General features: G+C 64.7%; 19 protein-coding genes, 1 pseudogene and 1 other annotated feature. Of the genes and pseudogenes, 9 read left to right on the forward strand and 11 right to left on the reverse strand.

Annotation, left to right across the window (positions count from 1 at the left end; translation table 11 throughout):
* Positions 1-159: 159 nt before the first annotated feature.
* Complete coding sequence (locus ACFULV_RS07315) at positions 160-2,028, reverse strand: recombinase family protein (protein WP_378654076.1); 1,869 nt, start codon at positions 2,026-2,028, stop codon at positions 160-162.
* A 982-nt stretch (positions 2,029-3,010) separates the two neighbouring features.
* Between ACFULV_RS07315 and ACFULV_RS07320 the strand changes: the two genes are divergently transcribed.
* The gene (locus ACFULV_RS07320; RefSeq protein ID WP_378654078.1) at positions 3,011-3,442 is read left to right on the forward strand and encodes a hypothetical protein; all 432 of its coding nucleotides are present in this window, start codon (positions 3,011-3,013) and stop codon (positions 3,440-3,442) included.
* Positions 3,439-4,509, forward strand: coding sequence for a tyrosine-type recombinase/integrase (locus ACFULV_RS07325; RefSeq protein ID WP_378654080.1), 1,071 nt, complete (start codon positions 3,439-3,441; stop codon positions 4,507-4,509). The genes ACFULV_RS07320 and ACFULV_RS07325 overlap by 4 nt, the downstream gene beginning before the upstream one ends.
* Before the next feature lie 185 nt (positions 4,510-4,694).
* Here the strand turns inward: ACFULV_RS07325 and ACFULV_RS07330 are convergent, their stop codons facing one another.
* Positions 4,695-6,398: a hypothetical protein gene (locus ACFULV_RS07330; RefSeq protein WP_378654083.1), complete on the reverse strand. Its 1,704-nt coding sequence runs from the start codon at positions 6,396-6,398 to the stop codon at positions 4,695-4,697.
* A gap of 868 nt (positions 6,399-7,266) precedes the next feature.
* Positions 7,267-7,848 (reverse strand): hypothetical protein, encoded by a 582-nt coding sequence (locus ACFULV_RS07335; protein WP_378654086.1) that lies wholly within the window; start codon positions 7,846-7,848, stop codon positions 7,267-7,269.
* 183 nt (positions 7,849-8,031) lie between these two features.
* Between ACFULV_RS07335 and ACFULV_RS07340 the strand changes: the two genes are divergently transcribed.
* Both ACFULV_RS07340 and ACFULV_RS07345 read left to right on the forward strand, forming a co-directional pair.
* Entirely contained in the window at positions 8,032-9,003 is a 972-nt protein-coding gene (locus tag ACFULV_RS07340) for a hypothetical protein (RefSeq protein WP_378654089.1), read from the forward strand.
* Positions 9,004-9,309: 306 nt separating this feature from the next.
* Positions 9,310-10,532, forward strand: a pseudogene (locus ACFULV_RS07345) (IS3 family transposase); the annotation flags it as partial.
* Positions 9,585-9,713 (forward strand) — a sequence feature (AL1L pseudoknot). (Overlaps the previous pseudogene by 129 nt.)
* A 710-nt stretch (positions 10,533-11,242) precedes the next feature.
* Here the strand turns inward: ACFULV_RS07345 and ACFULV_RS07350 are convergent.
* Both ACFULV_RS07350 and ACFULV_RS07355 read right to left on the reverse strand, forming a co-directional pair.
* A complete protein-coding gene (locus ACFULV_RS07350; protein WP_378654091.1) occupies positions 11,243-11,620 on the reverse strand; it encodes a hypothetical protein in 378 nt (125 codons plus the stop codon).
* Positions 11,620-12,402 carry an SDR family NAD(P)-dependent oxidoreductase gene (locus tag ACFULV_RS07355; RefSeq protein ID WP_378654093.1) on the reverse strand — a complete coding sequence of 261 codons (783 nt, stop codon included), beginning with the start codon at positions 12,400-12,402 and terminating at the stop codon, positions 11,620-11,622. The genes ACFULV_RS07350 and ACFULV_RS07355 overlap by 1 nt, the downstream gene beginning before the upstream one ends.
* 375 nt (positions 12,403-12,777) lie before the next feature.
* On the opposite strand from ACFULV_RS07355, the gene ACFULV_RS07360 reads away from it, so the two are divergent.
* Positions 12,778-14,391, forward strand: a complete 1,614-nt coding sequence (locus ACFULV_RS07360) for an ABC-F family ATP-binding cassette domain-containing protein (protein WP_378654096.1) — start codon at positions 12,778-12,780, stop codon at positions 14,389-14,391.
* 37 nt (positions 14,392-14,428) lie between these two features.
* On the opposite strand, the gene ACFULV_RS07365 is transcribed toward ACFULV_RS07360, so the two are convergent.
* Both ACFULV_RS07365 and ACFULV_RS07370 read right to left on the reverse strand, forming a co-directional pair.
* The gene (locus ACFULV_RS07365) at positions 14,429-15,475 is read right to left on the reverse strand and encodes an alpha/beta fold hydrolase (protein ID WP_378654099.1); all 1,047 of its coding nucleotides are present in this window, start codon (positions 15,473-15,475) and stop codon (positions 14,429-14,431) included.
* A 135-nt stretch (positions 15,476-15,610) separates the two neighbouring features.
* Complete coding sequence (locus ACFULV_RS07370; protein WP_378654101.1) at positions 15,611-18,358, reverse strand: AAA family ATPase; 2,748 nt, start codon at positions 18,356-18,358, stop codon at positions 15,611-15,613.
* A gap of 132 nt (positions 18,359-18,490) precedes the next feature.
* Here ACFULV_RS07370 and ACFULV_RS07375 point away from each other — a divergent pair, with 132 nt between their 5' ends.
* Together ACFULV_RS07375 and ACFULV_RS07380 are read left to right on the forward strand one after the other, a co-directional pair.
* Entirely contained in the window at positions 18,491-18,919 is a 429-nt protein-coding gene (locus ACFULV_RS07375; RefSeq protein ID WP_378654104.1) for a hypothetical protein, read from the forward strand.
* Positions 18,919-19,860 (forward strand): alpha/beta fold hydrolase, encoded by a 942-nt coding sequence (locus ACFULV_RS07380; RefSeq protein WP_378654107.1) that lies wholly within the window; start codon positions 18,919-18,921, stop codon positions 19,858-19,860. The genes ACFULV_RS07375 and ACFULV_RS07380 overlap by 1 nt, the downstream gene beginning before the upstream one ends.
* Before the next feature lie 261 nt (positions 19,861-20,121).
* On the opposite strand, the gene ACFULV_RS07385 is transcribed toward ACFULV_RS07380, so the two are convergent.
* From ACFULV_RS07385 to ACFULV_RS07395, 3 genes are read right to left on the reverse strand one after another with little or no spacing between them, the layout of a single operon-like run.
* The gene (locus ACFULV_RS07385) at positions 20,122-21,606 is read right to left on the reverse strand and encodes a dihydrolipoyl dehydrogenase family protein (protein ID WP_378654110.1); all 1,485 of its coding nucleotides are present in this window, start codon (positions 21,604-21,606) and stop codon (positions 20,122-20,124) included.
* A 23-nt stretch (positions 21,607-21,629) separates the two neighbouring features.
* Positions 21,630-22,070, reverse strand: coding sequence for a VOC family protein (locus tag ACFULV_RS07390; protein WP_378654113.1), 441 nt, complete (start codon positions 22,068-22,070; stop codon positions 21,630-21,632).
* A 39-nt stretch (positions 22,071-22,109) separates the two neighbouring features.
* Complete coding sequence (locus ACFULV_RS07395; RefSeq protein ID WP_378654115.1) at positions 22,110-22,358, reverse strand: hypothetical protein; 249 nt, start codon at positions 22,356-22,358, stop codon at positions 22,110-22,112.
* Positions 22,359-22,555: 197 nt separating this feature from the next.
* Between ACFULV_RS07395 and ACFULV_RS07400 the strand changes: the two genes are divergently transcribed.
* Both ACFULV_RS07400 and ACFULV_RS07405 read left to right on the forward strand, forming a co-directional pair.
* Positions 22,556-22,783 carry a hypothetical protein gene (locus ACFULV_RS07400; RefSeq protein WP_378654117.1) on the forward strand — a complete coding sequence of 76 codons (228 nt, stop codon included), beginning with the start codon at positions 22,556-22,558 and terminating at the stop codon, positions 22,781-22,783.
* 66 nt (positions 22,784-22,849) lie between these two features.
* Positions 22,850-24,475 carry a tannase/feruloyl esterase family alpha/beta hydrolase gene (locus tag ACFULV_RS07405; RefSeq protein WP_378654120.1) on the forward strand — a complete coding sequence of 542 codons (1,626 nt, stop codon included), beginning with the start codon at positions 22,850-22,852 and terminating at the stop codon, positions 24,473-24,475.
* A gap of 677 nt (positions 24,476-25,152) precedes the next feature.
* Here ACFULV_RS07405 and ACFULV_RS07410 read toward each other — a convergent pair.
* Positions 25,153-25,533, reverse strand: a complete 381-nt coding sequence (locus ACFULV_RS07410; RefSeq protein ID WP_378654123.1) for a MerR family transcriptional regulator — start codon at positions 25,531-25,533, stop codon at positions 25,153-25,155.
* Between the last annotated feature and the right edge of the window lie 79 nt (positions 25,534-25,612).

The raw sequence follows: 25,612 nt of genomic DNA on the forward strand, positions 1-25,612 counted from the left end.
AGGGCTCACGACCACAACAATTCATGGTTCTTCGATGGGGCACGACCGTAGAGACGCTCAACCACTGACCTCAACTATCAGAACGCCAAACGCCCCGCGCTCGTAACGAGTACAGGGCGTTCGTGACTGGGTATCGGCCGCGCACAGGCTTGAAGCAAGCTAATGGTTGGCGTTCACAGCGAATCGACACGGCCACTGTCGTGGAACCGACCGTGTCAGACCTCCCCCCACCGCATGCGTCAACCCACCACCAACGACGTCTGCTGGGCTAGGTGGTGTGCGTAGTGGTCGATTCGCCCTCCGGACACCAGTGCTATCCCCACACAGGGATGCACTAACAGTTGCACGATGCTCCAGGTGCGCAAAGCGCACCTGGAGCTCAAACGCGTTATAGAGCTCTATCTTGTGATCTGGTGCACCCGCAGCGAGGATCGCGCGGACATCGCCCAAGGACTCGATCAGTTTGCGGAGTTCAGTGTCAGTCAGCCTCTCAACCTTCGGAAGGTTGTTCAACTCAACCTCCGCAGCCGCCTTTTCCGCCTGAGCCGAATTCAGCGCCTCAACGACAGCCTGAGGATCGACCCCCGCTTCGATCGCCGCTAGATGACGCCCGATCTTCATCTGCGCCTGTCCTATACGTTGGCGCAACGCCTGACGGCGAGAATCGATGCCGTCGTCGTTCTGGGCATCCACGAATGCCGCAACGGTGCTGTCCAGATTCTTCCGATCGAACAGGGTCGCGAGCCAGCCGTCGACAGGTCCGATGAGATGCGACTCACGCAGATTCACCGTCCGGGGATGCTCGTGCTGAGTCGCACTGCCAGGAGCTAAACTCCGTGCGCGGCAACGATAGTAGACGGCTCCCCGCAGCACTTCGCCCTGCATCTTGCGGCCGCAGGCACTGCAGTAGACCCGCCCGCGCAACAGGTAGATACCACCGGAGCGAATTGGCCTGGTCCGCTCGAGCTGGCTTCGGGCACGGTTACTCATCCCGGCCCGCTTGCGGCGCAGAAGCGTTGCCTCAGTGAAGGTCTCGACCGAGACGATCGCCGGATGAGCGGGTCGACGGGACCTGACGATGCGTTCGGAGGGCGAACGCCTGAACCGGACGACATGCCCTGCGGCGACGTCGTCGGGATCCAACAACTCTTCGCGTTTGCTCCAACGCCCGAAGATCGCATAGCCCGTGTAGCGCGGGTTCTGCAGAATCGCTGCAACCGTAGAGCCCTGCCAGCCGTCACCGGCACGATGCTTGTTTTGCTCGGGACGATGCGCGGACGGGCACGGAATCATCAACCGGTTCAGTTCTGTAGCGATGGCCCGGTCGCCGTAGCCGGCGAGATAGGAACGAAAGATCTGCTGAACGACCGGAGCGGTCGCAGCGTCGATCGACAGGATCCGAAGTTTCAGGTTGTCCGCCGCGCGGTTCGGGTTGGGATGCGGCGGTCCGTCCACGACGAGATAGCCGTAAGGCGGCCTGCCGCCTTGATGGCGGCCCTCGTTGAGGACCTGGGCATCCATGCTGGCCCGAGTTCGCTGCTGAACATGCTGGCGTTCGGATTCACTGAGCCCGCCGAGCATGCTCATCATCATCGAGTGCGTGACGTTGTTCGGATCGAACCGGCCACCCAACTCGGGCACCCAGATCTCGACCCCGTAGGCATGGATGCGTGGTGCAACAAGGCTGAACTGGTTGCCGAACCAGCATCGGGTGCCTTCTCCGGCAACGATCCCGGTCCAGCCTCGCTGAGGATCTCGGAGGTCTTCCAGGAGTTGAGCGGCGTGGGTACGTCGATGCCAGGGCACCGAACGTGATTGCCCGACATCGAAATAGCTCTTGACGATCTTCCCGCTGATGAACTTCTCGGCATTTCCAAGCTGCCACCGATAGGAAGTCTCGGGATCTTGATTATCCTCGGTGGAGCAGCGCCCGTAGAAGCACAGATCGATTTCAGCCACGTCCACTCGCTCAGTCTCCAATCCCAGGAGATCGTCGAGCACGGCCCACTCATTTTCTATGGCAGACATCAGCATTCCTCAGCGTTGGGTTTGATTGGCTTTTCCTTGCCCCGGGCGGCATCCCGCAGCAGGCGAAGTAGAGCTCGTGCTGCACGTCCAGAGAGCGGCGGTGGTTCAGCGGGGCAATCGACTTCAATTCTGAGGGGTTCGCCGCTTGCCGACCCCTCAGGTCGGCTATCGCTCGCCATCGCGATTATGGACTGCAAAAGAACTCTGTCGCAAGATCTTTCCCTGCGGCAACCTGGCTAGCCAACGCGCGGTGATACTCCCGCTCAACCGGCCATGGTTACGCAAGCCGCTGACGGACAGAGCGTTTCGAGCAGGAGGGACGATATCCGGGACGGCTTCGTCAGAGCTGTGCGACAGCGCAGGAGTATGTTTGCGTTTGTGGAACATCAGGCACCTTGTCAGTGATGCCCTGGTCCGCGGCTCTTCCAAGATCGAGTCTACATGCCACTCTGGGCGGTGACTTTTGCCTTTCGGACCTACGCTGAGCAACCGCAAGGGGTCCACCACCGTCGACATCACCTACGAAGGTTCCGAACCCGCGGCCCGCCAGCTCGGCAACGCCCATGCGATACCCAACGCATTACATCAACCATTCCGAGAACATCCTGACAACCGCGAAGGTTTGGCGAATGGGCACTTGGAGAACCCGCCACTTCGAAACAGACGGTAGGTAGGTGTCGGATATTTTCGGCGCGGCCAGTGCAGTACACGGGCACCCAGCGACATCTCTAGTGGCGGGATGGAGTGACGCGATGGTCAGAAATGCCCACAAAACCCCAGGTGGCGACGGTTGAAGTCCCCTCTCGCGCACAGATTTGTGGCATATGTGCCACTTTCGGGGCTCCAGCGTGTTCGAGTGCACTCGCACACGAAGGAGAACCACCTTGCACGTCCCTGACCTGCATGTACGCAATGCACAGGTGGCAGATATGCCACTTTTCAGCCTGTTCGGCGCCCTCGGTGCTGGGTGCGGTGAACGCCGGTGATCGAGCCCGTCATCCCGCCGCAGACCCCTCTTCAGGAACGCATCCACGGCCCGCTGCCGGTGCGTTTCATCCCCCGCACAACCGATCCGGAGATCATCTACGGCTTCGCTGTCGTGGGTGATGCGGGCCGTGTCGCCGACCGCGCGGTGCTCACGGCGCTGGGCTGGCTACCGGGCACCCGGCTGACGGTGTCGTGTCCGGAGGACCGACTGATTCTCGTGTGCGAGGCGACCGATGGCTCTGTCCAGGTGACTCGTGCCGGGTTCTTTCGCGTTCCGGTCCGCAAACGTCGCCGGGTCGGTCTGCTCGAAGGTGACCGGGTGCTGTTGGTGGCGCACTTCGGGAAGAAGCGCCTTCTGATCCATCCCCCGGCCGTGCTCGACGGGCTGACGAGTCAGAGCCGACGAATCCTGGAGGAATCGCTGTGACTATCCAAAGCGCTGCTCAGACTGCGGCCACCGCAGATACCTTGGCTGCGGCCCGGTTGCTGTTGGCCCAGATGGGCATCACCGCCGCCGACCTCGTCGACACCGCACCAGCAGCCCCGACGTTCGCCGAGGTGATCCCGCGCGTGCGGGCACGTCTGTCGGCGGGTACCGCGCGCACCTACGGAACCCATTTCGATCTGCTCGAATCGCGTTGGCCGGACCGATCTTTGACCGAGCCCACCCGCCACGAACTCGAAGAACTCGCGTACACGGTGCAGATAACCGCCCGCACCAATCGAGCGTCTCGGGGTGGGACCAGCGCGGTCGAGCACTTCGTGTCCGCGGTGCGCTGCCTCTACCGCTACGCCGAAGAGGCCGGATGGGTTCGGCCACAGGACAATCCGGCACGGCGGTTGCCGATCCCTTCCCGTCGGTCATCGCATCGGTATGCGATCCCGTCGGGTCAGGTCGCCGAGATCTGCCAGGTTGCCGCCACTTCCGGCGACGATCCCGAACTCGACTCCCTGATCCTGCGGTTCCACCTCGAGACCGCATGCCGTCGCGGCGGTGCGCTGGCGTTGCGACCACAGGATCTCGATCGCGACCAGTGTTTGGTGTTCCTACGGGAGAAGGGTGGCTCGGATCGCTGGCAGCCGGTGTCACCAACATTGATGCGGCACCTGGACGACCATGCCACCGATCGCGGGGCGCCCTTCACCGGCCAATTGCTGCGCTACCGCCACGGCCGACCGATCACCACACGCCGATACGACTACATCTGGGGACGAATCAGCGAGTCACTGCCTTGGGTAGCCACGCAAGGTGTCACAGCCCACTGGCTGCGTCACACCACGTTGACCTGGGTCGAACGGACCTTCAGCTATGCCGTGGCCCGGGCTTTCGCCGGACATCGGGGTAAGAGTTCCGGCACTACCGACACCTACGTCAAGTCGTACTTGCACGAAGTCGCTGCCGCGCTCGCGGTACTCACCGACGAGCCGCACCCGCTTGCGCGTGGTGTCGGACACCCCGTAGCAGCGTCCGAACTCGACCACTTGACCATCTGAAAGGCATTGGAGCACCTGAGACATCCAAGTAAGCGGCCCGGCGGGGTATTTACCCGCCGGGCCGTGTTGCTCGATTGGGTACGCCAGCCGGGCACGATATACGGCATTACAGGGCCCGGCCCCATGCACTCCGGCAAGAGAGTCCACCAGCCTGTAGCGGGACTCTCGCGCCGGGACGGCGGCGACTAAAGCAGGCCGACGATCAGGAGAACGTCGCCGAGCGTTGGATCTGACGTCGTATGACCATGCTCAAGGCTCTTGAGAACCGCCGCACCCTGGGGAGCCCTGTCGATATGGAACGTCGACCAGTTCCGGCACACCGGACAATCTCTGCCGATCAGGTACGGCCGGAGAAGGTGGAGCCGTTGTTCGGGGCCGCGCAGGTAGAGACTGCCGACTTCCAACTCGTTGTCCGTATGTTCGGCCGAGATGACCGGTACCACTGGGTGGTCCCCCATCAGCTCGCGGTACTCGATATGAGAACGCCGAGTCAGCGAATCGCGCCTCACCGCTGCTACCTGAACGAGTGGCCAGTCGGTCAGGAATCGGGCGGCGTCGAGGAGGATTCTCAAGTCTTCAGCGGCATCTCGCACCGCGTCCGGCAAATCGGTTGCGTCGATGTGTCGCATGTGTGCTTGGTCGTTGCGGCGGTCGGCGAGCCGTTGTCGTGCACCGTTAACTGTGGTGTTGGAGAGCATTCCACGCAGATCACCGAGCGGATGCGACGGTGTTATGGATCGAAGTCGTTTACTGGTGGCGGCTTCGGTCAGGACTGCGGTCCATTCACCGAGACCTGGCCCCGTGCGGCCGGTGCGAAGTTTCGCCCGGAGCTCGCCGGCGGAGCCGAGCTCGATACCCTCCTGGCGGGTCAACGCCAACGTCACCAGCGCGCCGTAGCACAGAAGGATCTCGGTCGCGTCCAGAATTGCTCCGTAGGCTTCCTTGGTTGGTGCCGCGCTCTGCAGTACCTCTGCAGTGCGCCAGCGTGCGGCGACCGGGTACGGGAAACGCGTCCGCACGGTGTGGCCGAGGTCGTCCAACAACGAGGCAGCCTCGACACGTAACCTCAGGGTACGGCCTGACTCTATGACGCGTCGCCGGGCTCCCGACGGAGTGTCGCCGCGGAACACCGAGGTGAGAATCTCATCGGCTTGCGCCTGCCATCGTTGAAGGCGCTCCTTCGCTGCATCCAAACCATCCAACGCGTCGGCCAAATCCTGATCCGGGCGGGGAACAACCATTTCCGCCAACGCCGCCGCCCGAACACGCACTAACTCCCCAACGCTGCTCAGCGTGGCGTTGAGCAGCGTCAGAGCAACAGGAGTTCGGAGGAACCTCAGGGCGAAATCCCTGTCTCGCGTCGCCTGCTGGTCACGCGGTCTCATCACCGGCAGGTGGTCCGCAACCGCGGCCGGAAGGTCTTCCGGGCGAACGGTGGCAAGCACCAAACCGCCGGAATCGTTGAGATGGTGGAAATTCCGCACCAGCACGTCACCTACCGCGAGATGGAACTGCTCGGGTACGCGGGCCCACCGCGTGTGCTCGCTCGGCGTAGCCAGGAACCCATCACGACTGACGTCGCGGCCCCGCAGCATCCGCACCGCGCCCACAGAATCAGACGCACATGCCATTTCCATCCACTGCGGCGAGTGGATCGCAGGCGGGAACTCGTACAGGTCGCCCAGGCGAACCACACCGCCGAACCCCGACAGGCTTGCGCGCTGCTGCTCGATAGCAGGGTCGTGTGTATCGAAGTTGAGCCCGATATCGGCGTCTGGTCTCGCGCGCAAAACGTATCCGAACTCGCTGCGGCCTCCGCCCTGTTTGAACAGGCGCGCGAAGTCGGATCTAACATCGGTCGCGTCGACGTCCGCCGGGACACGGAACATCCTGACAGGAGGCGCGGGGTCAGCCTTAGCCCGGAGCACGATCGCTGCGACTCGAAAGCGGTTCTCCGCAAGAGGGTAAACGCCTCTTGCCTCGATTACCGCAGCTACGTCCCAGTGTGCATATATGTGCTGCCGCATCGGCACCGCCGACCGCGAGCCAAGTTCCCCCGCAGGCAGGAGTACAACCAGACCCGAATCACGCGAATGCGGCCGAAGCTCCTGCAACTGCTGGTCGTAGTGTGGCCGACGCGACCTAGCGGCGCGCTCCCACCGAGGAATCCATAGGACGCTGGGATGTGTTTCCAACAGTGCTGACAGCATCGTTGGGAGATCCTCGCCTGCGGTGTAGAACGTGCCAGGTCCCCAGTCCGGCGAGCGGCGGTCTGTCCCTGGACTTTCCTCAACGAGCACGGCAGGCCCATCACCAATTGGGCATTGCAGAGCAAGTACCAGCAACCGGAGCAGCGCCCCGAACGGAGTATCGCCAACTACGAGTTGCTCGTCCATAAACGACTTCTCCTGCCTCCCTGTCGATCTCGAATCCTGCACCACCGCCGACGCACGAACAACCGCTTATGAACCCTCGCACCGCGGACCTGACCTGCATCGGCTTCAGCCGGCCACCGTGCCCCTCAAGGTGAGCTCCGGCCTCCAGCTGCCTTGTCCGGCTTGGTGCACAGATATTGGGCGATTTGAGGCGAAAAGTGCAGCTGAATATCAATTCGAACGTGAGCCCAATCGAACGCGCCGGTAGCAGCAGGTACCCGACGTCCGGTAATCGGCAGAAGCGGACGTTCGTGACCGCGCGATATGCGGCACGAGAGCGCGTTCACCTGACACGATCGGGTCGGTACACACGATCTGATTGTTACGGCACCAATCGGTTTCGCACACGATCGCGGCGCAACGTGCTGAGTTCTTGTCCGGACAGTGGACGTGGCCGTGTCATCCGATATGCACCAGTCCTGCGGTCGATGTAGAGGTATGTCGGGTAGCTGTCGGGTTCAGAGCATTGCCAGTGCTTTTCGCCGGGGGCGACCTGTACCTTCAGCCTTTCGGCCGGGCCGGTTAGCAGATCCTTCGCCATCTGCTCGGCGTCGGCACGGTTCACTGGTCCGGCATCGCTGAGGTACGAGAACAACCGGGTCACATAGTCCGCCCATCGGCGCACCCAAGCATCATGGCTCGTCGACGCTCGCGCGGCGGCAGCTTGCAGCGCTGAATAAGCATCCGAGAGTTGCCAGCCCACAATCCGGCGGGAGAAGTCGTGCAGGACTGCGGCACAGTAGCGCTGCTTGGGGCAGCCGGAATCCTCGGCAGCACCCAACAGGAGCGTCAGCCCTGCTGGGTCGTGCAGCATCACGTCTTCGTCCTGTTCGATCAACTCCGCGTCGGCGTCAGCCGCCCAGACCCAGAAGGCATGTTCGTCGACGAAGGGCCACACTCCCATAGCTTATCCAAGGCGCTGTCGGTTGGGTCAACGCGATCAGCGGCATGAGCGTGCGTTCGCACCGCCGAGTGGCGCGGGTTGCTTATCCCGGAGCACGCTTCCTCTGGAAACGGTTGTCGTGGGCAGGTTGTCGCGGTACTCGATCCTGGGGTCTGATGACCACCGACCAGGCAAGCTTGCACGATGACTTCGCTGACCGACCGATCGGACCTCTACCGCGCGGTTCGCAGAGCACGGATCGCCGTAGACCGACATGCGTCCAAAATGGCTGCTGCTGAACACATGTGGGCCGAGGAAACTGCCACAGATCTGTTGCTCGGAGAGGTGTGGCCACATGCCAGATTCCGCAAGTTCACCCGCCGGCAGGAACGGCATGTCGGTGCGGATTGGCTATGGTGGTGGGTGGACTCCACCGGCGAAAGCTTCGGCATGCTGGTCCAGGCCAAGAACCTCAAACGACCAAGTGCGCGGCGCTGGCACATCGATTTCGACTACACCCCAGAAGGCGCGACACAGAGCCAGCTCACGACCCTGCTCATGACAGCGGATCTGTTCGATGTGCCCGCTGCCCACGTGCTCTATTGCGGGAATCAGACCTACCGAAAGTCGCTGAACTGTTCTTTGCGGCACGAGAACGACCGGGGTTGCCACAGCCGCGCACGCGCCGGGGTCTCGGTCGTGCCCAGTATCATCCCCAAGTATCTCAAGCCATTTTGCCCCGCCGACTTGGCGGCGCAGGCCTTTCATTGGTCGCTTCCACTGGAAGATTTCGTCGATCCCGCACGAGACCAGCGCCGGTTACGTCTGCTCGGTCGTGTGCATCCCGATATCAAGGCATTCGTGCTCGAACCTCAGACCGGCGCCAGGCAGATCGCCAAGATCATGCTGGAGTCCTTGTCCGCCATGCGAATCGGGCAGATGTCGGTCGCGCAGCGTGCCGATACGGCGTACTCGCCTGACCTGGTATTCGATCAGCTTCCCATGGACACCGGGCACTTCGACGTGCCATATGTGGCACATGTACTTCGGGGCCTACGACGAGAGCCCCCGCACTATCTTGAGGAACTTCTCGCGGGAGACCTGCCACAGCGCTGGATGGACGAGTCGATCGCAGGAATCGTGGTCATCGGCCCAGCGGGCGACGAGATGATGTGAAACGGGTCCGTGGCCTACGGACAGAAGTCCTGAATGCGCGCTCTTCGGCATTATCGGATGTTCGTTGGGTAGCAATCCCGTCCTCTCAGATGGGACGCGTTCGGCGCTCGTTCAAGGCGCTACCCCCCCAGAGGCGCATGGCCCGGTGCCCATATACGCCGGCCAGCCGGTAGTCGGCCTGGGGAGGGCGTGATCGGAGACCGCGGCGTGACGCAGTGCGAACAGGCACAACTCGAAGGGGTGAGATGTTCGCTGTGAACCGTCACGGGTTGAAGACCGCTTCCTTCTTTGAGGAAGATGGTCATCATGTCCAAGCGTTACCCGCCCGAGGTTCGCGAGAAGGCTCTGAGGTTGGCCCTGGACCACCTCGACGAGTACCCGTCCGCATATGCCGCGGCGCAAGCGATCGGTCCGATGGTCGACGTGCATCCCGAAAGCCTGCGTCAGTGGATCCTGAAAGCCCAAGCGAGTCCGGGTAAGCCCGTTGCCGCGGCGAAGACCGCCGAGCAGCTCGAGCTCGAGCAGCTGCGTCGAGAGAACCGGGAACTGAAGCAGGCCAACGAGATACTGAAGTTGGCGTCGGCTTTTTTCGCGCGGGAACTCGACCCGCGACACCGTTGATCGTCGGATTCATCGATCAATACCGCCAGGTCCACGGCGTCGAGTCGATCTGCCGCGTGCTCACCGAGCACGGCATCCAGATCGCGCCCCGGACCTACCGAAAAGCTAGATTCCGGCCGCCGTCGGCCCGCGATGTTACTGATGCCAACCTCGAACATGCACTGCGTGGGCTGGTCGGTAGCCCGGAGCAGATGTATGGGCGGCGGAAGATGACTCGCTATCTGCGTCGGCGCGGACACTCGGCAGCGTTTTGCACCGTCGACCGGCTCATGCGGGATTTGGGTATGAACGGCGTGGTCAGAGGTCGCCGCCACCGCACCACGATCCCCAGCAAGGACGGGATCCGTGCCGGTGACCGACTCAACCGCGACTTCGGTGCGCAGGCGCCGAATCTGGTGTGGGTTGCCGACTTCACCTACGTCTCGACCTGGACGGGATGGGCGTATGTGGCGTTCGTCTTCGATGTGTTCTCGAGATCGATCGTGGGATGGACCGTGTCATCGACGAAGACGGCCGCGTTGGTGTCCAAGGGCCTTAACATGGCGATCTGGCGACGCGATCACTACGGACATCCGATCGAGCCCGGACTGATCCATCACTCCGACGCCGGCAGTCAATACACCTCGGTCATGTTCACCGAATCCCTTGCTTTGCAAGGACTGTCAGCCTCGATCGGCAGCGTTGGCGATGCCTACGACAATGCACTCGCCGAGTCGATCATCGGCCTGTTCAAGACCGAAGTCATCCGTCGGCACGGCCCGTTCAAGACCGTTGCCGATGTCGAATTCGCGTTGATGGAGTGGGTCGACTGGTACAACAACGCTCGCCTGCATTCCCGGCTCGACTACCTCACCCCGGCCGAGTACGAGACTGCCTACTACGCTCAAAACCCGCCACGCCGACCGGCGCTGGTCAAACGCTCAAAACCCGCCACGCCGACCGGCGCTGGTCAACTCCTGAAGCCGGTCTTCAACCCGTGACGGTTCACTCCGTCGTTACTGATGGACTGGCTCGTCCCTTCCTTCTGATCAGCGGCGAAGGCCACAACCGAGACGATGTTCCCGGTTGGAGACAATTCTGGTCGACCCCGGGCGGTCCAAAATTCCACTTCACACTTGATGGTGCACAACACAATTCGTTCTGCGACAACCAAGTCATTGCCGCATCGCTCACCAGCGGCGGCCTTATTCCCGCTCCCCTCACACCCCAGATGATCGGCACAGTCGACGCTGTCAAGTCCGTTGACCTGCAACGCGGCTACCTCCACGTATTCCTCGACACCACCCTAGGCAGATATACTGATCTCCCCGAAACTCTGGCCGTGGCGTTCCAATCAGGAATGAGTCCGGGTCGCTAGCACGCCAGGTCGCAATAAGGCCGAAAACGGGGACGTCGATGACCATCTCGACGGATAGACGAAGCGATGCCGATCATCGTCTACCGCCCGCACGCCTTCATGCGTCATACCTTCAGTGCGACTTACGGAAATCGGCAGAAGAGTGCGTTCGTCAGCTGGGACCGCGGCCGTCGGGATCGCGCGGGTCGCGGCATGCGAGTGCGTTCGCGTTGTCCATGTGCCCGTATGTCCCCGAGCTAGCCGACCATGAAAAGACGCGTCCTACTCAGCCGACGGCGGCTCGCCGAAAACCCTCGGCGTCAGCACTACAAGCCAGCCGTCGGGATCCGCGAACAACACTGCTCCGCTCCGTGCCCAATACGGGTTAGCGGGCGCGACCGGCCGGTGACCACGCCCGGTGAGCCGATCCGCCATGCCCCGAAGTGCCTGTTCCCCTCGCAAATACAGCACGAGCTGATTCTCCGGATGAGGTGGAGGTATCACCGAGGCCTGGGCGATCGCAGTTCGCGTGGTGGCCGTCCACCAGCGAGAGCCAAGCGTGACCCCGAACAACTTGTCGCCGACCCGTCCGACTACGCGGCTCCCCCAGCACTCGACCGAACTCCGCATCAGCCGCGCGACTCGACTGATGCCACGCATCACATGATCCCGCGATCGGCGATCACCGCGACGCCGGTTCTGCCGCCGTCGACATCGAGAACGGTTCCGTGGGTGAACGCCGCGTCATCGGAAGCGAGGTAGACCGCAGCGGCCGCGACGGCATCGGGGTGGCCTGCTCGGCCTGCCGGCGTGCCGTGCATCATCGTCTCGCCGGGGTACTCGATCGCGGGATCCCAATCGGGTGTCAGGATGACGCCGGGCGAAATGGCGTTGACCCGAACGCCTTGCTTCCCGAATTCGGAAGCCCATGCGCGCGTGAGGGTTTCCATCGCACCCTTCGTCGAACTGTAGAGCGCACCGACCGGGACACCTAGGCGGGCGACCCAGGACCCGAGATTGATGATCACGCCACCGCTCGCATCGACCATTCCGGGAACAACCGCCTGGGTGAGGAAGAATGGCGCTTTGACATTCACGGCATAGACGCGGTCGAAGCTCTCGTCGTCGATGGTCAGCGTGGTGCCCGGCGGGTAGATCCCCGCGTTGTTGACCAGGATGTCGATGTGCCCACCCAGCCGCTCGGATGCCGCGGCGGCGAGTGCGCGGCTCGCGGCAGCGGTGCCGTCGAGATCGGCGTCGACGTAGTCCGCGCGTCCGCCCGCCTCGAGGATCTGCGCGACGACCGCTTCACCCCGTGCCCGGTCGCGTCCCGACACAATGACGTGTGCACCTTCCGCGGCGAAGGCGAACGCGATGGCGCGACCGATATTGCTGGTGGAGCCGGTGATCAGAGTCTTCTTGCCGTGAAGTCGGGGTGACATGAGGCGATCCTTTGCGACGGCGGGCGGCCACGGGAATGTGGTCATGTTCGAAGTCTGATCGGTTCGGGCGCCCGCAGCATCGGTCAACTGACGCTGATCCCGACGTAATGCACCGGCCGACACATCGCGGCGAGTCCTGGGAGCCCGGTGGTAACGTGGTCGCGTGCTCATCGAGGTCGACAGACTCTAGCCGCCCAGTCGAAGGCGGCGTCCCGATTCCACGCGCTCCTTCGAGCGCGGTCATTGACGCATGCGCTCCCATCTGCGCCCTTATCCGGTCGGCTCTGTCGTGCCCGCCTGCCTTCGCCTGCTGCTCGAGACCTGTCCCCCCATCTCGCAGCCGCTCGTATCGCGAGCAGGAAGAGCTACCGCCTCATGTCTTCATCCACCCAATCAGCAATCACCCTGCAGAACCTGACCTTTGAATGGCCCGACGGCACCGTCGCGCTGCACGGCGTCAACGGCGTCTTCACTAGTGGCCGCACCGGTCTGGTCGGCCGCAACGGCGCAGGCAAGTCGACGCTGCTGCGCCTGGTAGCCGGAATTCTCACACCGACCTCCGGGCGCATCGACACCCTCGGCGAAGTGGGCTATCTCCCGCAGACGCTCACTCTCGGGCATGACACCACCATCGCGCGACTGCTCGGCATCGCGGACACACTCGCCGCACTGCGCGCAGTCGAGGCAGGCGAGGTCGACGAGCGGCATTTCGACACCATCGGCGACGATTGGGACATCGAATCTCGCGCTGACGAGGCACTACACGAAATCGGTTTCAGCGCAGCCGATCTCGATCGCAAGGTAGGTGAGATGTCCGGCGGCCAGGCAGTCCTCATCGCGATCACCGGGCTGCGGATCCAGCGCACGCCGATCACCCTGCTCGACGAGCCGACGAACAATCTCGACCGCGAAACCCGCGCCGCGCTCACCGGATTCGTCGATTCGTGGCCGGGCACACTCGTGGTGGTGAGCCACGATCTCGAACTGCTCGAGCACATGGACGCTACCTCGGAACTGCACGGCGCGACGCTGGAAAGATTCGGCGGGCCCTACAGCGCGTGGAAGCAGTACATCGAGCAGGAACAGGCAGCAGCTCAGCAAGCCGCTCGGTCCGCCGAACAAACGTTGAAGGTCGAGAAACGTCAACGCATCGAGGCCGAGACCAAGCTGGCCAGGCGTGAGCGCACCGGCAAGGCGACCCAACACAACGGCGGTATTCCGCGGATCATGGCGGGCAATCGTGCCAGCAAGGCGCAGGGCTCAGCTGGCGCCATGCGCACCACTCTCGACGCCAAAGTACTTGCAGCCCAAGTTATTCTGGATGCGGCAACCACCCAGGTCCGCCGCGAGGAACACATCCATCTCGACCTGCCCGATCCCGATGTGCCGCGCGGTCGGCGGATCGCGGAACTGCGCGACGGAGAGCGCACGATCCTCATACAGGGCCCGGAACGGGTCGCGATAGTCGGTCCCAACGGCGCGGGGAAGACAACCCTGATCGAGAACCTGCTCCACGGTCGCGATCCGCGGCGCGCCACCTTGCACACCGACCGGGTGGGCTATCTCCCGCAACGGCTGGACGGGTTGAACGATCAGGCCGACGCACTCGAGAACGTCGGTGCGGTCGCCGGCTCCACCCCGCCCGGAACCATCCGCAATCAGCTGGCCCGGCTACTCCTGCGCGGAAACAGTGTCAATCGACCCGTTTCGACACTGTCCGGCGGTGAACGCTTCCGGGTCGGTCTGGCCCGCTTGTTGCTCGCCGATCCGCCGGCCCAGCTACTGATCTTCGACGAGCCGACCAACAACCTCGATATCGCCAGCGTCGACCAACTCGTCGAAGCACTGACCGAGTACCGCGGCGCGATCCTGGTCGTCAGTCACGACTATCCGTTCCTGCGCAGGATCGGCATCGACACCGTGGTCGAGCTCGATTCCAACGGCCACATCCAGCCCCGCGGATCCCTGGAGATGACAGGAGAGGCGTGAGTTGCCGGGGCAGGCGGAAAGCCTGCCCCGACGAGTTTCACAGGTGATCTGCGTCGATGATGGCCTGCGCGAAGGGACGTGGGGCCTCCTGCGGGACGTTGTGCCCGATGCCGTCCAGGACGCGGTGTTCGTATTCGCCGGTGAACTTGGCTCGGTAGGCTTTGCCGTCCTTCGCCGCGCCATCGAAATCACTGCTGATCGTGATGGCGGGCACGGTGATGGCGGGGCCGGTGGCGAGTTGCTGTTCATAGACGTCGTAGTGCGGTTCGCCCGGTGCAAGGCTCAGCCGCCACCGGTAGTTGTGGACGACGATGTCGACGTGGTCGGGGTTGTCCCAGGTGAGGGCGCTGCGGGCGTAGGTGGCGTCGTCGAATTCCCACTGCGGGGAGGCCAGCTGCCAGATCAGCTTGTTGAAGTCGTTGCGATTGTTGCTGTAGCCGAGGCGCCCGCGCTCGGTGGCGAAGTAGTACTGATACCACCAGCCGAGTTCGGCTTGCGGGGTGAGTGGCTGCTGCTGCATTGCCAGCTGGGTGATCAGGTATCCGCTCACCGCGACTATCGCCTTGCACCGCTGCGGCCAGAGCGCGGCGACGATGTCGACTGTTCTTGCGCCCCAGTCGAACCCGCCGAGGATGGCCTTGTCGATATGCAGCGCGTCCATGAAATCGACGATGTCGCGGGCAATGGCCGACTGCTGGCCGTTGCGGACGGTGTGCGCGGACAGAAAGGTGGTCGAACCGTAACCGCGCAGGAATGGGACGAGCACCCGGTATCCGGCCGCCGCGAGTATCGGACCGACATCGGCGAAGGCGTAGGGGTCGTAGGGCCAGCCGTGCACTAGAATCACGGGTTGTCCTGTGCTCGGCCCGAATTCGGCGTAGCCGACGTTGAGGACACCGGCATCGATGTGCTTGATGGGGCCCAGCGTGGCGTTGGCGCCCGCGCCCGCCCGGTGATCCGCACCTGGCACCGGGGTCACCGGCGCATCGGAGGAGTCCGTGGAGCAGCCGCTCAACGTGGTTGCGGCCAGACCCGCCGCACCAGCCGCCAGCGCGCCACCGAAAAGTCGTCTGCTGAGATCCATCTGCACTCCTGCTGTCGTCCGTGGGCCGATGTGGTGGGGGTCCCACACCATTTGCCCTGCTGACGCTAAGTAGCGCGCGAGCCCTTGGGCGACCGTCAGATGACGTAGTGAGTGTCGGCCGGGGCCGCCTGCTGATCAGGCAGTTGCGTCGGCCGGGGCGGGCAGCAAGGCGGCCAGGTCGCTGCGAGAACTGATGCCCAGCTTCGGGAAGATGCGGTGTAGGTGGGTGCTGACCGTCCGGTGCGACAGGTACAGCCGCTGCCCGATCTCCCGATTGGTCAGGCCCTGTGCCGCCAATTGCGCGATGCTCAGCTCGTGGGGGGTGAGCTGATCGCGTGCGTCCGGGTCGCGATTGGGGCTCGATTCACCGGCACTGCGCAGTTCCAGTCGCGCTCGCTCACTCCACGAGGCGAACCCGAGCGCGTCGAAAACCTCTCTGGCCGCGCGCAAATGGGTCCGGGATTCGACGACCCGGCGCTGACGCCGAAGCCATTCGCCGTAGGCCAGATGCAGGCGGCCCCGTTCAGCCGGCCATCCGGTCAGGTCCGCGGCGATGGCCTCGGCGAACAGGTCGGCGGCGTCGTCGGTCGCGAGCACCGCTCGGGCATAACGCATTCCGATGTGCAGGGCAGGTGAGGATGTGGACTCGGCCACTGTCGCCAAACCGTTCAGCACTTCCCGTAGGGCATCGGTGCGCCCGGCACGGATGGCAGCCTCGGCCAGTTCGGCGAGGACGTAGGCACGCACAGAATAGGAATGGGACGCCTCACGGGGGTCCTGGAGGCGGTACAGATCGTCGAACGCGTCCTCTGCGCGGCCTTCTCCGAGGGCGATGAGCCCCCTGGCGAGTTGCGCGGTGGCCAGGACGGGGCGCGCGCCTGCGGCCAGTCCGGTCCGTTCAGCTTCCGCCGCAAGCCCGGCGGCCTGTGCGTACTCCCCACGCAGAGCGGCGATTTCGGCCTGGACTGCGGTGATCACCGCATGCATGAAGGGCTGCCCGGTCTCCACAGCGAAGGCCGCTGCCTCGGTGGCAAGGGGCATGGCGGCGGCGAGGTCTCCGACCCGGGTCAGACTCCGCGCCTGAATGGCGAGTGCGCGGGTGAGCAGGCCCAACCGCCCGGCGGAACGGAATCCGGGTGCGGCCGCGCCGGCGAAGTGCGCCGCGAGATCGAACGCGCCGACCTGATACGCCGCGCTGCTGAGAAAGTGGTCGACCTCCGGATCGCGCCCCGCGGTCGAGGCCAGCACACGCAGATGGCCGAGGACCTCTTCGCCGCGCTCGAACGGTGCCACGATCGAATCGATCGCGAGCTTGCGCGGATCGCCATCGGGAATGCCGAAGGTGTCGGCGACCGCCAGCACCGTGCGCCGAGTATCTGGTCCCGGTTCGGCCCAATAGCACCGTGTGGCCACACCCCACAGGATCCGCAGCGCGGGATCCACATACCCTTCGGCGGCGAGCTCGGCCGAGAGGGCGGCCAGTTCCCCTATGCGCAGGGGATTTTCGCGCATTCCGTCCTCGAACTCACTGAGCAGCCAGTCCGCGGTGGCCTCCTGACCAGCCGTGAGCGGCAGCGCGCGTACCGCATCCACCAGCCGTCCCACGGTATCGCGGCGACCGGAGTCGACAGCCAGTTCGGCGGCCCGCAACAGGCGGTCCACGCGGCGGCGCGGGGTGTCGCTCAGCGTCGCGGCGCGCTCCAGCGCGGCGATCGCACCGCCGACGTGGCGCGCCCGGGCGGCGGTGTCGTCCAGCGCGGCGGCTACCTCTTCGTCGGGGCCGACGGCGCCCGCCGCGCGATGCCACACCTGTCGATCCGGTTGCGCGTCGAGAATCTCGGCGAGTGCCAGGTGCGCGCGCCGTTGCCGGTCGGCCGCCCCCGTCGCGGCCAGGGCCGACCGGATCAGCGGGTGCCGGAATATCACTGTGTCGGAACCGATGTCGATGAGCTCGGCCTCCACCGCGGGCGTGAGAATCTCCGGCTCGACCGCGCTGCCCAGCAGAATGCCGGTGGCAGCGAGCACTTCGGCGATCGAGTCACTGTCGTTGCGCGCCGCGACGAGCAGGGCCGATCTGGTGCGTTCCGGCAGCGCCGCTCCTCGGGCAGCGAAAGCGTGTTCGAGTCGTTGGGTCATCGGCAACATCGGTGCGGAATCGGTCAGGTCGGTGACCGCTGTCGGCAATTCGACCAGGGCAAGTGGGTTGCCCTTGGCCTCGGCAAGCACTCTGCTGCGGATCGGCGCCGGTAGTTGTGGTGCGGCGGTGTCGAGCAGCGCCGCTGCGTCGTTGCCCGACAGCGGCTGGAGCCGCATGGCGTCCAGCCCTGCGGCGCCAAGTGGCGATGTGGTGGCCGAGCGCGTGGTGACGATCATCGCGATGGGTTCGGTGGCGATGCGGCGCGCGAGAAAGGCGAGCACTTCGGCGCTGGCCGCGTCGAGCCAGTGCACGTCCTCGGCGATGATCAGCAACGGCTGGTCGGCGGCGACGTCGCCACTCGCCCCGTCGGCGGGGAGCGCGGCATCGGCGAGCAGTGTCAACGCCGCGAGCCCCACCAGGTAGGGGCTCGGTTCGCCGGGATCGTCGGATATCCCCAAAGCTGTTGCCAGTGCGTCGAACTGGCGCGTCGGGAGGGCTTCGAACCCGCGGCGCAGCGGATAAAGCAGCCGGTGCAGTCCCGCGTAAGGGAGGTTCTGCTCGGCTTCGGCACCGGCGGTGCGCAGGACCCGTACGTCCACGACGGCCGCGGCGGCGGCCATCTCTTCGACCAGCGTGGACTTGCCGATACCGGGCTCGCCTTCGATCAGAAACCCGCTCTGCCGGCCGGGACTTTCCACCAGGGCACGCAAGTTCTCGAGCTCGGTGTCTCGTCCGAAGATCGGCACGGCCGCACTACTCCTTCTCCAGGTGTCGCGTCGCTCTGCGAGCCCCAGCTGACCTTATCGAACGCGATTACGTCACGCTCAGCGTCATCTGACCGATTCGCCGCGATACCCGACACGGCGATCGTAGTTCTCATGGCTACTGTCCGTTTTCACCTGATGTCCACCCTGTCTCCCGCCGAGGTCGTGCACGTACTCACCGACTTCGGGCCTACCCGTGCCGACGTGTGGCCGACTATCGACGCCGAGCATTTCGTCGTGCACGAGCGCGGCGAGACCTGGGCCGAGGTCACCGAGGGCACCGCCGCCGCGTGGGAGCACGCCCGCTACGAATGGGACCCGGCCGGGGATACCGTCACCATCACCACGCTAAATTCCAAGCTCTTCGGCGCGGGCGGCGGCTGGGTCTTCCGCGCCACGCCCGACGTGTCCGGTACCCGCGTCGATGTCGAGCTGACCCGGAGCCCGCAAGCATTCAAGGGCAAGATCCTGGCGGCGCTACTGCCGCTGGTGGGGCCGTCCTCGCTGCGTAAATCCTTCGCCGCACCACTACGGGCGGCGTGATGTCCCTGCCACTGAAGAGAGCTGCCGTGCTCGCGCCCGGCGCGCACACCTTCGACTCCGACGGTGCGACCCAGCGGTATCACGTGTACGGCAGTGGACCGGTCTGCCTGGCGCATCCCGGCGGGCCGGGCATCCACTGGGAGTACCTGCGAGTGCCCGAGCTGGAAGAGCACCTGACCATGGTGTACGTCGAAGCGCTCGGCACCGGTGCATCCGGTCGGCTGACCACACATCCGCACGGCTACACCCGGGAGCGCTACAGCGTTGCGCTGCGACGGATCATCGAGCGTCTGGGCGGGTCGAAGGTTTATCTGCTCGGCCACTCGCACGGAGCGTTCGTGGCCGCCTACCATGCGATCCACCACCCGGATGAGCTCGCGGGGATCATCCTCTACGAGGGCGCCCCGGTGACCGGTCCCGAGCACGGCGCGGAGGCAGCCCGGCGGCTTCAGGAGTTCACCGCCGCACACGCCGATCGTCCCGAATTGGGTGACATTCTCGCGGCATTCGGTGCGATGCAAGCCATTTCGAACGACGTGCAGACGCTGGCCGTCGCCCGCGGTGTGCTGCCCGCGTATTTCGCCGACTATTGGGGCGACGAACCGCGCTGGGCCGAGGTGTGGGAAGCGTTGCGCGCGAGCTACATCTCGGGTCTGGACGCCGATGGTTCCCACGACCTGGTCGACGACCGCGCCGACCTACCGCGAGTCGCCGTGCCCGCGCTGGTGATGGTGGGCCGCTTCGACGTCATCTGCGGACCGCGCTGGGCGCAGGAGTTGCACGACCTCATCCCCGACTCGCGACTGGTGGTCCTGGAACACAGCGGCCACCTGGGTCATCTGGAGGAGCCTGAGCGTTTCGCCGCCGCGATCCGGGATTTCACCCTCGCACCACATCCCGCGCGGTCGACGACCGGTGCTGCTGAACGGAGAATGCGATGAACCTGCGAAACTCCGACAAGTCAACCGTGGCGCGTCCGCACGAAAGGCCGCCTATTGCAGGGCTTTTCGTGGTCGGCCCGATTGCGATGCTGATCTGGTCGGAGATGGCCGTGCGGCACGGTCGTGGACCGTCGCCGCGGGAGTTCATCGGGTAGCACCAGTTCATCGGCTAGCACCACGGGTCCTGCCTGTCATCGGAGAATCCACAACCAAGAACCCGCCGGCCACGAACTCTCGTGGCCGGCGGATTCGTCTGTGCTGCTACGCCTCTGACCTCGGTAGGAGCCCCGTCCGGGGCCAGGGCTGGTCCCGATAGGTCTCGAGTAGCCGCAGCCACACCTCGCTGATCGTGGGGAACGCCGGCACCGCGTGCCAGAGCCGGTCCAGGGTCACCTCCGCGGTGATGGCGATGGTGGCCGAATGCAACAGCTCGGCCACCCCCGCACCGACGAAGGTGGCCCCGACAATCGTCTCGCGCGCAGGATCGATCAGGATCCGGGCCCGGCCACGATAGTCCGGATCGTGTTGAAGAGCTCCCGCGACCCGGCCGATTTCGTAGTCGATGACGTCGACCGTACGGCCTTGCATGGCGGCATCCTCGGTGGTGAGGCCGACGGCCGCGATCTCCGGATCGGTGAAAACGACCTGCGGGACGGCGACGAGATCAGCGGTCCCGGTGTGCGGCCCCCATGGCGAGGTGTCGAGGTCGTGGCCTGCTGCGCGATCGGCGATGACCGCGCCGGCGATCCGCGCCTGGTACTTACCCTGATGGGTGAGCAACGCCCGGTGGTTGACATCGCCGACGGCGTAGAGCCATTCGTCGTCGACCGCGGTGACGGTAAAAGTGTCATCGGTGTTGAGCCACTCCCCCGAGTTCAGACCGACTGTCTCCAGCCCGATGTCGTCGGTGCGGGGTGCGCGCCCGGTCGCGAGCAGCAGCTCGTCGACGACGATCCGGGTGCCGTCGGCCAGGCCGAGGTGAACACAGTCGTCGGGGCAGCCCGCTCGTTCGGCGGTCACGATGCCTGTGCCGAATCGCAGGTCCACGCCTGCTGCTCGAAGCTTGTCGGCCACCAGGTCCGCGGCGAACGATTCGACTCTGCTGAGGAGGCGTTGCTCCCGGGCGATCACCGTGACCTCGGAGCCGAGAGCCCGCCAGGCCGTGGCCATTTCGACGGCGACGACCCCGGCGCCGAGAACGGCGAGCCGACGCGGCACCTCTCGCGCACTGGTGGCCTCGCGGCTGGTCCACGGCCGCACCGCGTCCAGCCCCAGCAGCGCGGGCATGGCCGCGCGGCTACCGGTGCAGACCGCGACCGCGTGCCGGGCACGCAATCGGACCGTGTCACCGCTGGGTGTCCTGACCGTCACCCGCCGGACTCCATCGAGTTCCCCGTGACCGCGAAGAAGCGTGATACCGGCGGATTCGAGCCATTCGACCTGACTCTGGTCGTTCCAGTCCGCTGCCATGCGGTCACGGTGTTTCAAGACCTCGTTGACATCGAGCGACCCGGTCATCGCGGCCCGCACACCAGGAAATAGCGCGGCCTCGGCGTGGAGCAACGCGGGTCTCAGCAGTGCCTTGCTGGGTTCGCACGCCCAATACGAACATTCGCCACCGACCAGTTCGGACTCGATGATGACGGTGCTGAGACCGGCGGCGCTGGTGCGGCCGGCGACGTTCTCCCCCACCGGCCCGGCGCCGAGGACGATGACGTCGTAGTGCTGGATGCTGTTGTCAGACATGATGTGTTTCCGTCGGCCGGTGGTCAGCGACCAGGTGCCCGCTGGGTGATTTCTTGCAGGAACCAACTGTTGCCATCCGGATCGTGAAACGCGGCGAAGGAACCGTAACTGCGGCGCTCCGGGTGGGCGCCCGCGACGCGGTCGGTGGTTCCGGCGTGGTGGAAGACGCCGGTCGCGTCCCGGAACGGACCGTCGACGGTGAGGCCGCGATCGGTGAGTTCAGCGACGGCCTTGTCGATGTCGGTGACGATGAGGTGCAGGCCGTGCAGGGTCCCTGGTGCGCCGACGGCGACACCGATGCCGAAGATGAGCGAGCATTCGGAGCCGGGCGGGGTCACCTGGACGACGCGGTAGCCATCGTCGACAGTGAAGTCCGCGTCGAGGCGGAATCCGAGTTGTTCGGTATAGAACGCCTTGGCGCGGTCGACGTCCGCGACGGGCAGTACGACGACTTCGAGTTTCATATCCATGATCGTGTTCTCCTGTGGTGGTTGGGTTTCGGTTCAGCGCGTGGCAGAAACCGCGTGGAACTTGCCCTGTTGGATGGAGAGATCGGTCCCGCCGCTCGACCAGCCGACAAAGGCGCAGCGCTCGAGGACGATCGTCGGTCTCGGCGCGTCGGCGATGGGATCGGCGCGGGTGACGGTGTCAGCGGTGCAGGCAACGACGAGGCAGGCGCCCGCGGTGCCGGCCGCGAGCGCCGTGCCGACCCGGGCAGCTCGTCGCCGAAGGCTATATCCGTTGTTGAACATAGGCTTTCACCCTCCATGCAGGTGGATACAAGGTGTGCGATCCCACTGTCGCCTGCCATGTACCGGTGCCACATCCGTCACCTGACGCTGGTTTCGACGTAAGCCGACGACAGCGTCAGCTAACGGATGCTGCCGATCCCGCACGAAGACAGACTTCGGTCAGCTCACGCCGAGCACCGCATCCTTCGAAAGGACTCGTGACTGTTTTCCCTCGCCCGCCCGCTGCCGCACCGGACCGCCGGTGCGTTCTGGGCAAGCATCTGCAGATGACCGTTCTCACCGCGCCGGAGGACACCGACGGCCGCCACGATCTCGCCGATGTCACCCTGCCTCCGGGCTCGGCGGCCGCACCACAGTTGCCCAGTCCGGCCGACGAGGGATTTCGCTGTCGGAGAACCTCGAACGTCGGGCAGAGCGTCAGATGACGGATGTGTGACCGGTGGCGTGGACGCGAGGGTTGAGCGGTCATTCCGCTTCACCCGAGGAGAATCATGAAACGACGACTCGTCGTTGCCGCAGTGGTCGGTGTCCCGCTGGTCGCCGCGGCCGCGGTGTATGTACCGATCAGCTTGTGGGACGGTGCGGGCGAGCAGACTGCTGCCGGATCCGCGACCGCCGAATGTCAGGGCGTTGACGTCCCGGCGCCTACGGGCGCCGAGATCGAATCGGTGACGGCGGTCAGTCAGTCGGCTGGCACGTTCTCGGTGCCCGGACAACCACCACTGGGCAACTTCCCGGTCCCCGACGTGCCGGCACACTGTCGGGTGACGGTCACGCTGACCCATCCCGGCGACGGCGACCACGCGAAGGTGGAAGTCTGGTTACCCGAGGCCGGCTGGAACGGCCGCTTCCAAGCACTCGGCGGCAGCGCCTATGCCGCCGGCGACAATGGTGCGGGCTTGGCCACCGCGATCAAGCAGGGATATGCGGCCGCCACCACCAACGCGGGCGTGGGCGAGGCCTTGGATACCAGTTGGGCTCTCAACAGCTCGGGCCAGGTCGACACCGCACTACTGACGAACTTCGCCGAACGCTCCCAGCACGAGTTGGCGATCATCGGAAAGCAGGTCACTGCAGAGGTTTACGGCACCGCTGCGCCGTACTCGTACTGGAACGGCTGCTCGACCGGTGGCCGCCAAGGCTACGTGGAAGCTCAGCGCCACCCCGACGACTTCGACGGCATCCTCGCGAACGCGCCCGCCATCAATTGGAACCAGTTCGAGGTCGCCACCTTGTGGCCGCAGGTGGTGATGAACGAGGCGCATACCTACCCGACGCCCTGCACGTTCGGTGCCTTCACCCGTGCCGCTGTCGCGGCGTGCGACATTCTCGACGGCGTCGCTGACGGCCTGGTCAGCGCCTTGCAGCGCTGCGAGTACGACCCCCACGCTCTGATCGGAACCAAGATCGTCTGCGATGGCAAAGAATCGACCATCACGGCCGCCGAAGCCGATGTAGTGCGCAAGATCTGGGAGGGTCCTCGAAGTTCCTCAGGTGAACAGCTCTGGTACGGGCTCCCGATCGGCGCGGCCTTCGACTACCTCGCCGCGGTCACTACCGACGCCAGCGGTACGCATGGGGCGCCGTTCCCTGTTCCCGCCGCGTGGGTATCGACGTTTGTCGAGAAGCAGCCGACCTTCGACACTTCCAAGCTCACCACACGACAGTTCGAAGACATCTTCCAGCGCGCACGAGCGGAGTACGACACGGTCATCGGCTCTCGCGAAGAAGACCTGTCCGCGTTCCGCGACGCAGGCGGCAAACTCCTCACCGTGCACGGTGACGCCGATCAGTTGATCCCCACACCGGGCACGGTCGACTACCGCAAGCGCGTCGAGGACAAGATGGGCGGCGCCGACAAGGTCGACGACTTCTACCGCCTGTTCCTCGCCCCCGGCACCACACACTGCGGCCTCAGCGGCGGCAAGGCCGATGACCTCGCGGCGCTGGTGGCCTGGGTCGAAAACGGCAAGGCGCCGGACACCCTGACCGCCACGTTAACGAATGCGACAGGCCAGCCCCTCGTCCGTGAACTGTGCCGCTACCCACTGATTTCCCGATATACCGGCCAAGGGGACACAGCCGCCACCGACAGCTTCCACTGCGGTCCGGCCTGATTCGAACGGAACCCAGCCGCCGAACCGCTGATCTCTAGCCGCCGACGACTCTCGTGGAGCGCGGCGCTGGTGCCTGGACGTAGTTCAGTGTCTGGACGGTTCGGATCCGCGGCCGGGGTCCGGACACTCTTTGCCGACATCGACCTCGGTTTACTGAAGCTCTGGGGCGTGCATGGCGCGCGGTTCGCCTCCAGACCAATGAACCCATCCGCGCAAGGGTGAAACGAATGCTGCTGAACACGCCGACGGGCGCTGCGACGCTGGCCACTCCCACGCTTTCCGCAGGTCGTGGAGTTCAAAAACGTGGGGTTTCTGTGGGATCTGGCCGAAAAACGTCAAATCTCCGAAAAAGCAAAACCCCCCTCCGACCCAGGTCAGAGAGGGTTTTCACTGTCGGGCTGACAGGATTTGAACCTGCGACCACTTGGCGCGCGTTCCAGTTGTCCGGACCGTACCATCAGTGGCCAATACTGCTCAGCGCCAGTAAATTCGCAAACCGACAGTTCTCAACGATTCCCAGAAATTCGTATTGATTCCGGTCAAAGGTTGCAGGTACTCGATGACCGCGGGCGAACGCAGCAGTAGGTGGTGCCAGAGACCACATCTCGCCGGGAGCGCCGGTTCACGCGGACCAACCGGTCGAGCTGACCAACGACGCCATCCGGCCATGCCCACGGCTACGCGCTGGTGTCCCGGCTGCACACCTCACCGGTGTTCACATTCGCCGCAACAGCGTCAATCACCGAATCCAGGCGTAGTTGAGTGCGGGCCAGTCGTTCAATGGTCTGGCGCAGCTGATCGCGCTCCACACCTAGGCGGTCGAGGAGCGCTGGGGTGGCTCGGCCGTCCACAACGTGTGGTGTGAGCTCGCCGATCGTTCGACTGGACAATCCCGCCGCATACAATTGCTGGATCAGAAGAACCTGGTCAACGGCAGTTTCAGGGAAGTGACGCTGGCCGCCGGGGCTCCGTTGGGCCCGGAGCAGATTCTGCTGTTCGTAATACCGCAGGGCGCGGGCAGAGACGCCGGTCCGGCGAGCGAGTTCTCCAATACGCATTCGAACCTTCGAGTGATCCGTGCCGCAACTACTTGACCCTGACACCTACGTCAGGTTTTAGCGTAGTCGATGCGCCCCT

Origin of the sequence: Nocardia sp. NPDC057272 (assembly GCF_042668615.1) — a bacterium.
Taxonomy (GTDB): Bacteria; Actinomycetota; Actinomycetes; order Mycobacteriales; family Mycobacteriaceae; genus Nocardia.

What these genes read in the sequence shown, in the direction of transcription:
- ACFULV_RS07315 (WP_378654076.1), bottom strand. Translation starts at nt 2,028, where the DNA reads ATGTCTGCCATAGAAAATGAGTGGGCCGTGCTCGACGATCTCCTGGGA.
- ACFULV_RS07330 (WP_378654083.1), bottom strand. Translation starts at nt 6,398, where the DNA reads ATGTTCCGTGTCCCGGCGGACGTCGACGCGACCGATGTTAGATCCGAC.
- ACFULV_RS07335 (WP_378654086.1), bottom strand. Translation starts at nt 7,848, where the DNA reads ATGGGAGTGTGGCCCTTCGTCGACGAACATGCCTTCTGGGTCTGGGCG.
- ACFULV_RS07340 (WP_378654089.1), top strand. Translation starts at nt 8,032, where the DNA reads ATGACTTCGCTGACCGACCGATCGGACCTCTACCGCGCGGTTCGCAGA.
- ACFULV_RS07350 (WP_378654091.1), bottom strand. Translation starts at nt 11,620, where the DNA reads ATGCGTGGCATCAGTCGAGTCGCGCGGCTGATGCGGAGTTCGGTCGAG.
- ACFULV_RS07355 (WP_378654093.1), bottom strand. Translation starts at nt 12,402, where the DNA reads ATGTCACCCCGACTTCACGGCAAGAAGACTCTGATCACCGGCTCCACC.
- ACFULV_RS07360 (WP_378654096.1), top strand. Translation starts at nt 12,778, where the DNA reads ATGTCTTCATCCACCCAATCAGCAATCACCCTGCAGAACCTGACCTTT.
- ACFULV_RS07365 (WP_378654099.1), bottom strand. Translation starts at nt 15,475, where the DNA reads ATGGATCTCAGCAGACGACTTTTCGGTGGCGCGCTGGCGGCTGGTGCG.
- ACFULV_RS07375 (WP_378654104.1), top strand. Translation starts at nt 18,491, where the DNA reads ATGGCTACTGTCCGTTTTCACCTGATGTCCACCCTGTCTCCCGCCGAG.
- ACFULV_RS07380 (WP_378654107.1), top strand. Translation starts at nt 18,919, where the DNA reads ATGTCCCTGCCACTGAAGAGAGCTGCCGTGCTCGCGCCCGGCGCGCAC.
- ACFULV_RS07385 (WP_378654110.1), bottom strand. Translation starts at nt 21,606, where the DNA reads ATGTCTGACAACAGCATCCAGCACTACGACGTCATCGTCCTCGGCGCC.
- ACFULV_RS07390 (WP_378654113.1), bottom strand. Translation starts at nt 22,070, where the DNA reads ATGAAACTCGAAGTCGTCGTACTGCCCGTCGCGGACGTCGACCGCGCC.
- ACFULV_RS07395 (WP_378654115.1), bottom strand. Translation starts at nt 22,358, where the DNA reads ATGTTCAACAACGGATATAGCCTTCGGCGACGAGCTGCCCGGGTCGGC.
- ACFULV_RS07405 (WP_378654120.1), top strand. Translation starts at nt 22,850, where the DNA reads ATGAAACGACGACTCGTCGTTGCCGCAGTGGTCGGTGTCCCGCTGGTC.
- ACFULV_RS07410 (WP_378654123.1), bottom strand. Translation starts at nt 25,533, where the DNA reads ATGCGTATTGGAGAACTCGCTCGCCGGACCGGCGTCTCTGCCCGCGCC.